Consider the following 8,827-nt stretch of genomic DNA (forward strand, 5'->3'; position numbering starts at 1 on the left):
CCCATGCGCTGCTTGGGGCGGGGGCGGCGCGGGTTGCCGTTCATGTCGACGTCGGCGGGCAGCGCGGAGCGCTTGCCGGGGCGGCGGCGCGGGTTGCCGGACTTGGCGTCGGCCTTGGCGGCGGGGGCCTCGGCGGGCGCGGGGACGGCGACGGCGACCGCGACGCCGCTGGGGGTGCGGGCGCCGGTGATCTTGGCGAGGTCGGCCGCGCCGGGCGCAACCTTGGCGCCGGCGGGGCCGCGGCCCGCGACCGTCATCAGCCGGTTGACCTCGCGGCGCTGCTCGGGCAGGACGAGGGTGACGACGGTGCCGGACTCGCCGGCCCGGGCGGTGCGGCCGCCGCGGTGCAGGTAGTCCTTGTGGTCGACCGGCGGGTCGACGTTGACGACCAGGTCGAGGCCTTCGATGTGGATGCCGCGGGCGGCGACGTTGGTGGCGATCAGCGCGGTGACGTGGCCGTCGCGGAACTGGTCGAGGACCCGGTTGCGCTGCGGCTGGGACTTGCCGCCGTGCAGGGCCGCGGCCCGGACGCCGGTGGCGAGCAGCTGCTTGGCGAGGCGGTCGGCGCCGTGCTTGGTGTGCACGAACATGATCACGCGCCCGTCGCGGGAGGCGATGTGCGCGGTGGTGGACGCCTTGTCGGCCTGGTCCAGCTGGAGGACGTGGTGGTCCATGGTGGTGACCGCGCCGGCCGACGGGTCGACCGAGTGGGTGACCGGGTCGGTGAGGAAGCGCTTGACCAGGCGGTCGACGTTGCGGTCCAGGGTCGCGGAGAACAGCATCCGCTGCCCGCCCTCGGCGACCTGCTCCAACAACTTGCTGACCTGCGGGAGGAAGCCCATGTCGGCCATCTGGTCGGCCTCGTCGAGGACGGTGATGGCGACGTCGGACAGGTTGACGTCACCGCGGCCGATCAGGTCGTCGAGCCGGCCGGGGGTGGCGACCAGGACCTCGGTGCCACGGCGGACGGCGTTGGCCTGGCGGTTGATCGACATGCCGCCGACGACGGTGGTGATCCGCAGGTTGACGGCGGTCGCGTAGGGGGTGAGCGCGTCGGTGACCTGCTGGGCGAGCTCGCGGGTGGGCACCAGGACGAGCGCCAGCGGGTAGCGGGCGACGGCGCGGCGCCCGGCGGTGCGGGCGAGCAGCGGCAGGCCGAAGGCGAGGGTCTTGCCGGAGCCGGTGCGGCCGCGGCCGAGCACGTCGCGGCCGGCGATCGAGTCGGGCAGGGTGGCGCCCTGGATCGGGAACGGCGCGATGACGCCTTCGCGGGTGAGCGTGCTGAGGATGCCCTTGGGCAGGTCCAGCTCGGCGAAGGTGTCCGCCGGGGGCCGGGCCGGGGTGCCCTCGACGACGGTGAATTCGGCGGCCTCGGGCACGGCGGCGGCGCGGGTGTTCTTGGGGGCGCCGGTGCGGCCGCGCGGCTTGCGAGCGCGCTCGGCGTCGCCGGTGGCGCGCGGGTTCTCGCCGCGGCGGGCGCGGTCTCCGGCGCCGGTGCGGCCGGCGTTCTCGCCACGGCCGGTGTTCTCGGCACGGCCGGCGCCGGCGCTGCGGCGCGGGTTCTCGCCGCGGCGGGCCTGGTCGGTGGTGCGGGCGGCGCGGTCACGCGGCGGGCGGGCAGGGGTGGTCACGAAGTCTCCATACGTCGGTCGGCAGCCCCGGGTAGGGGCTGGTCGGCCGTCGGTAGGAAATTCGCCGCCCCGGCCGTACGGCGGCATGCGCGGGGGCCCGCACCGTGTGGTACGGGCCCCCGCTTCGCGAGATCGCGAGTCAGCGTGGAGGCTGACGTCAGATGACGCGGATGTTCTCGGCCTGCGGGCCCTTCTGGCCCTGGGTGACGTCGAACTCGACCTGCTGGCCCTCGACGAGCTCACGGAAGCCGTTCGCCACGATGTTCGAGTAGTGGGCGAACACGTCCGGGCCGCCCTCGGCCTGCTCGATGAAGCCGAAGCCCTTTTCGCTGTTGAACCACTTCACGGTGCCGGTAGCCATAACCGTCTCCTCAAAAACTGGGGCATCAGGGATTCACACCGCGTGAACCCCGGAGTAGCCGCGATCCCCATCCGGAGACTGAAACACCGGACAAAACAAATGCGCCTGTTGGTTGGAACCAGCAGGCGCACACATACGTTCATGGGAACCAAAACTGCAACTGGGTCGACTGTAGCACGGCGACACCCCGATTGACCGGGGACTTTTGTGCTCGACAGATCACGTTTGGCGGCCAGGAAAAGGGGGCAAGCGGCGCCCCGCCGAAGCGGGACGCCGCCTGTTTGGCGCGTCGGTCGGGCGTCGCCCGTGTCCGAACGAAGCGATCAGCGCCGTCCGGCCGGCTCCGGCACGCCGTACGCGTCCGCCGCCGGCGCCGGGCCGGCACCGTGGCCCCCGCCGTGGCCCCCGCCGTGGCCATGCTCGGGGTCGGGGTCGGCGCCGTGGCCGGGCCACCAGGCCCGGTTGCCGATCAGCGCGGTGAGCGCCGGGGTGAAGAACATCGCCATCACGAAGGCCGCCAGCACGATGCCGAAGGCCATGGCGAAGCCGAACTCCATCATGAAGGTGTTGCCGGCGAGCATGAACGTCCCGAACGAGGCCGCCAGGATGAAGCCGGCCGCGGCGACGGTCGGGCCTGCGTGGCGCAGCGCCTCGCGGGCCGCCTCGCGCGGGCTGCGGCCCGCGCGGGCCTCCTCGCGCAGACGGGCGATGATCAGGATGTTGTAGTCCGTCCCGATCGCCACCACGAAGAGGTAGATGAGGATCGGCATCATGAACATCAGGCCGGTCTCGTTGCCGATCTTCTGGAAGATCAGCGTGGTGGCGCCCAGCGTGGCGCTGAAGCCGAGGCCGACCGAGGCCATCAGGTACCAGGGGGCGACCACGCTGCGCAGCTGGAGGGCCAGGATGAGCAGGATCAGCAGCCCGGCGATCGGGAAGACCAGCTTGTAGTCGTGGGTCATCGCCAGGTTGATGTCCTTGAACACCGAGGTGAGGCCGCCGACCTTGGCCTCGCTGCCGGCCGGGGCCTGCGCGTGGGCGACGGTGCGCAGCTCGGTCACCGCGTCGATCGCCTCGTTGCTGGCCGGGGCGTCCTTGAGCATGACGGTGAACTGGGCGGTGGCGCCGTCGGCGCTGATGCTCTTGGCGTCGGCGCTCGGCAGGTAGACCTTGGAGACCCCGACGACGCCCTGCAGCTTGTCGGCGTAGGCCGGGAAGGAGGCCAGGTCGAGCTTCTTGCCGTCGGTGCTGCTCAGGTAGACCTGGCTCGGGTCGGCGGCACCGGCGGAGAAGCCCTTGGCCATCGTGTCCTGGACGACCATCGACTCCTTGTCCTTGGGCATGGAGCTGCCGGCCATGTCGAAGTTGCCGTTGTAGCCGAGCGCGCCCACGGACAGGGCGACCAGTACGCCGCCGGAGGCGACGGCGGCCAGCGCCGGGCGCTTCTGGACGATCCGGCCGAGCGCGGTGAAGCGCGCGGTGCTCGGCTCGTTCGTCCACTTCTTGCCGGGCCAGAAGACGGCGCGGGCGGGGATGACCGCGAGCAGTGCGGGGGCCAGGGTGATCGAGGCCAGGGCGGTGACCACGACCGCGATCGCCAGCGCGGGGCCGAGCGCCTGGAACATGCCGAGGCTGGAGAGGATCAGCGCGGCGAAGGCGATGGTGACGGCGCCGGCGGCGGAGGCGATCGCCTCGCCGACCCGGCCGACCGCGTTGGCCACGGCGGCGTTGCGGTCGTCGCCGGCCCGCAGCCGCTCGCGGTAGCGGAAGGCGAGGAACAGGAAGTAGTCGGTGCCGACGCCGAGCACGACGACGATCAGGATCGCCATCAGGATGGGTGTGCTCTTGAGGTCGAAGATGTCGGTCGCGTAGTTGATCAGGCCGATGGAGGCGGGCAGCGCGATCATCAGCGAGACCAGGACCGGCAGCAGGCCGGCCAGGATGCCGCGGAAGATGATGCCGACGATCACGATGACCAGCAGCACCGTGGCCATGGTGATGATGCCCTCGGCCGAGCCGGAGGCTTCCTTCTGGTCGAGCGCCTGGGCGGCGGGGCCGCCGAGCTGGAACTTCAGGTCGGTGCCGGAGGCCAGCGCCTTGCCGTCGTCACGGATGGCCTTGGCGATGTCCGCGGTCTTGTTCTGGTCCTGCTGCTTCGACTTGTCGACGGCGATCATGGCCATCGCGTACTTGTGGTCCGGGGATATGCCCAGCTGGTCGGACGGCGGGATGATCTTCTCGACGCCGTCGATCTTCTTGGCCGTCAGGTCCTGGACGAGCTTGCCCATCGCGGCCTTGTCCGCGTCGGTGAACGCGGCGCCGTCGTTGCGCTCGAAGAGTGCGAGCGCGCCCGGGGTGAAGGCGGCCGGGAAGGCCCGCTCCTGCACCTGTGCGGCCTGAATGGACTCGTAGTGCTTGGGGAGGAACGCGGCTTCGTCGGTCTGCGAGCTGACCTTCGGCGCGGTCATGATGACGGCGATCATTCCGATCACCCACGCGATGATCACCCACCACGCGCGGCGTACGACGAATTGTCCTAGTCGGTGGAACATGCTCGATGCCTCCTGGGCATGGTTCACCGCAGCCCTTGGGGGACGGGACGCCGGGCGACGGCTGGACCGGTGGGAGACGCGCGGCGGCGCTCCCTAGCCGGTCGGCAGGTAAGTAGGTCTGGGCGTCATCCTACGAGCACTTGCTTGCCGACCGGCAAGGAGCCCCCGTGGTCCAACCCCCGTCGGGGCCGCCGCTCAGCGGCCCCGGCCCAGTTTCCCCCGGGCGCACCACCCTTGACCTCGTGCTCCGGGTGGAGACAGCTCCCCCTCAGGGTGGATCTCTCCCCCTACCCCCTAGGAGGAGATGTCAGGGTAGGAAGGTAGGGAAAACCCCACCCCGGTCCGTCATGATGATCACCGTCCGGAGGCCTCCGGATGAACGCCGCCCCAACGGAGCACCGCCATGATCCCCTTCGACGAAGGCCGCGCCCGGCTGCTGCTCGCCCACGCCTGCGAGTCCGCCGGACTGCCCGGCCCCGGCGACGCCCGGCTGCTCGCACTCGGCGAGAACGCCGTCTTCGACCTCGGCGACCCTGCCGTCGTCGCCAAGGTCGGCCGCGGCCCCGAACTGTACGAACGGGCGCGGCACGAACTCGCCGTCGCCCACTGGCTCGCCGCCCAGGACGTCCCGGTGGTCCGCCCGTACGACGCGGTGGAAGCCGAGCCCCAGCTCGCCCACGGGCACCCCGTCACCTTCTGGCACCGGCTCGCCCCCGCCGTCCGCCCCGCCCGCCCCGCCGACCTCGCCCCGCTGCTGCGCACCCTGCACCGGCTGCCGCTGCCGCCCTTCCCGCTCGCCCACCGCGACCTGCTGGCCCCCGTCGAACGCTGGCTGGCCTCCGCCGAGGGCCACGTCGACCCGGCCGACGTCGCCTTCCTGCGCCACCGCCGCGACGGCTTCGCCGCCGCCCTGCCCGACCTCGCCCCGCACCTGCACCCCGGCGTGATCCACGGCGACGCGCTGCCCCGCAACGTCCACGTCGGCCCGGACGGGCCCGTCCTGCTCGACCTGGAGAACGTCTCGCACGACCTGCGCGAACACGACCTGGTGGTCCTCGCGCTCAGCCACGACCGGTACGGCGTGCCCGGCGAGGAGTACCGGGCCTTCGTCGAGGCGTACGGCTGGGACGTGCGCGCCTGGCCCGGCTTCGCGGTGCTGCGCGGGGCCCGGGAGACCGCCAGCGCCTCCTGGGTCGCCCAGCAGGTACCCGGCAACCCGGCCGCGCTGGCGGAGTTCCGGCGCCGGGTCGCCTCGCTGCGGGAGGGCGCCACCGAGGTGCGCTGGTACCCGTTCTGAGGCGTCGGGCTCCTGGGGCGTCGAGCTTCCGAAGTGACGGCTCCTGAAGTGCCGGGCCCCTGAGGTACCGGTCCTCCGAAGTGCCGGTCCTCTGAAGTGACGGGGCCGCCCCCGGCACGGCCCCCGGGATACCCGGCGGGCCGCGGGGGCGCCAACCGGGCGCGTGTGAGAAGACTCCTACGGCGCTGCGGTCCGCTCCGCAACCGGGGCACGTACGCTCGGCGTCCTATCGGACAGTCATCCTGACCGAGGGATCGGCGCCCGTCCTCTGCACCCCTCTGCACCACAGGAGCCGCCGCCATGCCCCACTCCGCCACCCGCCGGCCCTCCCCCCCGACCCGTACCGCGCTCACGGCCCGCCGCCGGCTGGTCGCAGGCTGCGTCGTGGCGGCCGCCGCCCTGGGACTGGCCGCGTGCGGCACCGCCAGCGGAGCGCTCCAGCCGACGGCCGGCGTCAGCACCCAGCCCCCGATCACCCTCGCGCCGACCGACGGCCGGCCGACCGACGGGCCCGTCGCCACCGTCGCGCCCACCCCCGACTCCGACGGCGCACCCGCCTCCGCCGCCCCGCCGGCCGTCCCGAAGCCGCACACGCCCCAGGCGCCGGCCGGGACGAGCGCCGCGCCCCACGGCGGCACGCCGAGCACCCCGGTCACCACCACGGCCGTCGCGACCACGCCCGCGACCACGGCCGCGGGCACCCCCGCGCCGCCGCCCGCACCGGTCAAGCCGGGCACCGTCATCGGCTCCACCGCCTCCGGCGGCCGCACCGTGGCGCTCACCTTCGACGACGGCCCCGGCCCCGCCACCGGCCAGATCCTCGACCTGCTCGCCCAGTACCACGCCAAGGCCACCTTCTGCGAGATCGGCCAGAACGCCGCCGCCAACCCGGCCCTGGTCAAGCGCGTCCTCGCGGCCGGCCACCGGCTCTGCGACCACAGCGTCCACCACCCGCAGCCGTTCGCGAAGCTCCCCCACGACAAGGCCGTCTACGAGATCTCCGCCGCCAGGGACATGATCGTCAAGGCCGGCGGCCCCGGCACCCGGGTCGACTGGTTCCGCGCCCCCGGCGGCGGCTTCAACGCCGACAACGAGCAGATCACCGCGAGCCTCGGCATGTCCTCGCTCGGCTGGTCCGTCGACCCGCACGACTGGTCCCGCCCGGGCGTGCCCGCCATCGTCTCCACCGTGCAGAAACAGCTCAAGCCCGGCGGCGTGATCCTGATGCACGACGGCGGCGGCGACCGCACCCAGAGCGTGGCCGCGCTCAAGCAGCTGCTGCCCTGGCTGGTCGCCCAGGGCTACACCTTCGACTGGCCCGCCGAATAGCCGACTCACCGGCCACCCCGGGGGCGGCTACCTCATCGGCCACCGCGGGTCGACCACGGCCTGCGGGTCCTTGCCGCGGCGCAGCCACGCCTGCAAGCCCTCCGCCCACTCCCGGTACCAGCCGATCTGGCGCCCGTGCAGCTCGGCCGGCGCGACGTCGCCGACCTCGGCCCGGTAGCGCTCGGCGAGGGCGACGGCGACCCGGACGGCCGCCAGCGCATCGCTGCCCGCCTCGTGCGCGTCCGTCAGCTCGACGCCGTACACCTCGCAGACCCGCTGCAGGGTGCGCGAGCCCTTGCGGTACTTGTCCACCGCCCGGTCGACGACCAGCGCGTCCAGCACCGGCCCGACCGGGGCGCCGAGGCGCTCGGCGAGCGGCACCAGCCCGTACCGGCGCAGCTCGGCGTCGAGCAGCGACAGGTCGAACGGCGCGTTGAACGCGACCACCGGGCGCCCTGCGGCGAGCCGCTCGCAGAGCGCGCCGGCTATCTCCTCCACCGCCTCCTTGGCCGGCCGGCCCTTGCCGCGGGCCAGGTCGTCGCCGATGCCGTGGATCGCCTCCGCCTCGGCCGGGATCGGGACCCCGGGGTCGAGCAGCCAGTGCACGGCCCCCACCCGGCGGGCCCCGACGGTGTCCACGAGCGCGGCCGTGACGATGCGGTCCACGGCCGGGTCGGTGCCCGTGGTCTCCAGGTCGAAGCCGACCAGTGGCTGCTGCCACCAGCTCATAAGGGGGTGTCCTTCCGTCCTGCCTCTCGAAACAGCCCCCATCATCACCCGCCCCACCGACAACCCGGCCGCTGGGGGAGCTGATCCCGCTGCTCGGCGCCCTAGTCTGGTCCTCGGACCTGAGCGAAGGAGCCGACCATGAGTACCTCCCCGGATCTGCCCGTGCCCCCTCACCGGCCCGACGAGCCCCACCCGTTGCGGACGATCAGAGAGATCCGCGGGTCCCTCCCCGAGGAGCAGGTCAAGCACTTCGACGCCGAGCTCGCCGACACCGACATCGACGCGCTGCCGGCGATACTGCACCGCTGGGCGACGCTGGGGAACGACGGTTTCCTCGACCAACTCCTGTCGACGCCCTTCGAAGGGCTGGAGTTCGGGTCCCGCTCCTACGACGACGCGGCGGGCACCGAGTGATCTATCTGCTGGACACCAACGTGGTCGCCGAGCTCACCACGCGGCCGAAGCCGGCCCCCGCCGTCGTCGAATGGGCCCGCTCCGTCCCTGCGACGGCGCTCTGCCTCAGCGTCATCACCGTCGCGGAAGTCGAGGCTGGGGTCGCGGCCACGTCCGATCCGCTACGCCGAGCCGTGTTCGAGCATGTCCTGGAGGGCATGCGGGTGGAGTACCGGGGCCGGATCGCGGCCATCGGTGAACGGGAGGCCGCCGCGTACCTCGCTGTCCACCGCCGGCTCAAGAGCGCCGGGACGAACATCGATCCGCCCGACGCGCTGATCGCGGCCACTGCCATCGCGAACGGTTGGACGCTGGCCAGCCGGAACGTCAAGCATCTCGCCCGGACCGGTGCGATCGTGCTGAACCCGTGGGAGTACTGAGGGTGCGTCACGTGTTGGCCCCCGGCCCGGCGGCGGCCCCGGGGCCGGCCACGGCCGTTCTGGGGGGGGGGTGGGGGTGGGGCGGCGCCCCGGGG

At 73.0% G+C, this 8,827-nt stretch carries 8 protein-coding genes; 4 read left to right on the forward strand and 4 right to left on the reverse strand.

All coding sequences use genetic code 11. The features are described from left to right. The 3 genes from ACFV6I_RS12195 to ACFV6I_RS12205 form a co-directional block, all read right to left on the reverse strand. The coding region (locus ACFV6I_RS12195) for a DEAD/DEAH box helicase (RefSeq protein ID WP_380424882.1) at window positions 1-1,631 on the reverse strand (1,631 nt) is incomplete at its 3' end. Window positions 1,632-1,788: 157 nt separating this feature from the next. Further along, the gene (locus tag ACFV6I_RS12200) at window positions 1,789-1,992 is read right to left on the reverse strand and encodes a cold-shock protein (RefSeq protein WP_063347104.1); all 204 of its coding nucleotides are present in this window, start codon (window positions 1,990-1,992) and stop codon (window positions 1,789-1,791) included. Between the two features lie 323 nt (window positions 1,993-2,315). After that, window positions 2,316-4,544 carry an MMPL family transporter gene (locus ACFV6I_RS12205; RefSeq protein WP_380424884.1) on the reverse strand — a complete coding sequence of 743 codons (2,229 nt, stop codon included), beginning with the start codon at window positions 4,542-4,544 and terminating at the stop codon, window positions 2,316-2,318. 403 nt (window positions 4,545-4,947) lie between these two features. On the opposite strand from ACFV6I_RS12205, the gene ACFV6I_RS12210 reads away from it, so the two are divergent. Then, window positions 4,948-5,841, forward strand: coding sequence for a phosphotransferase enzyme family protein (locus ACFV6I_RS12210; RefSeq protein ID WP_063347106.1), 894 nt, complete (start codon window positions 4,948-4,950; stop codon window positions 5,839-5,841). Between the two features lie 300 nt (window positions 5,842-6,141). After that, window positions 6,142-7,170, forward strand: a complete 1,029-nt coding sequence (locus ACFV6I_RS12215) for a polysaccharide deacetylase family protein (protein WP_380424887.1) — start codon at window positions 6,142-6,144, stop codon at window positions 7,168-7,170. Between the two features lie 27 nt (window positions 7,171-7,197). On the opposite strand, the gene ACFV6I_RS12220 is transcribed toward ACFV6I_RS12215, so the two are convergent. After that, window positions 7,198-7,899 (reverse strand): exonuclease domain-containing protein, encoded by a 702-nt coding sequence (locus ACFV6I_RS12220; protein WP_063347107.1) that lies wholly within the window; start codon window positions 7,897-7,899, stop codon window positions 7,198-7,200. Between the two features lie 138 nt (window positions 7,900-8,037). On the opposite strand from ACFV6I_RS12220, the gene ACFV6I_RS12225 reads away from it, so the two are divergent. Next, complete coding sequence (locus ACFV6I_RS12225) at window positions 8,038-8,313, forward strand: hypothetical protein (RefSeq protein WP_380337863.1); 276 nt, start codon at window positions 8,038-8,040, stop codon at window positions 8,311-8,313. Continuing rightward, window positions 8,310-8,732: a type II toxin-antitoxin system VapC family toxin gene (locus ACFV6I_RS12230; protein ID WP_380337866.1), complete on the forward strand. Its 423-nt coding sequence runs from the start codon at window positions 8,310-8,312 to the stop codon at window positions 8,730-8,732. Before ACFV6I_RS12225 ends, ACFV6I_RS12230 begins: the two co-directional genes overlap by 4 nt. Window positions 8,733-8,827 lie beyond the last annotated feature (95 nt).

Source organism: Kitasatospora sp. NPDC059803 (assembly GCF_042732255.1).
GTDB lineage: Bacteria > Actinomycetota > Actinomycetes > Streptomycetales > Streptomycetaceae > Kitasatospora.

Excerpts from the sequence above, each read along its gene's own strand:
- ACFV6I_RS12200 (WP_063347104.1), bottom strand. The coding sequence starts at position 1,992 with ATGGCTACCGGCACCGTGAAGTGGTTCAACAGCGAAAAGGGCTTCGGC.
- ACFV6I_RS12205 (WP_380424884.1), bottom strand. The coding sequence starts at position 4,544 with ATGTTCCACCGACTAGGACAATTCGTCGTACGCCGCGCGTGGTGGGTG.
- ACFV6I_RS12210 (WP_063347106.1), top strand. The coding sequence starts at position 4,948 with ATGATCCCCTTCGACGAAGGCCGCGCCCGGCTGCTGCTCGCCCACGCC.
- ACFV6I_RS12215 (WP_380424887.1), top strand. The coding sequence starts at position 6,142 with ATGCCCCACTCCGCCACCCGCCGGCCCTCCCCCCCGACCCGTACCGCG.
- ACFV6I_RS12220 (WP_063347107.1), bottom strand. The coding sequence starts at position 7,899 with ATGAGCTGGTGGCAGCAGCCACTGGTCGGCTTCGACCTGGAGACCACG.
- ACFV6I_RS12225 (WP_380337863.1), top strand. The coding sequence starts at position 8,038 with ATGAGTACCTCCCCGGATCTGCCCGTGCCCCCTCACCGGCCCGACGAG.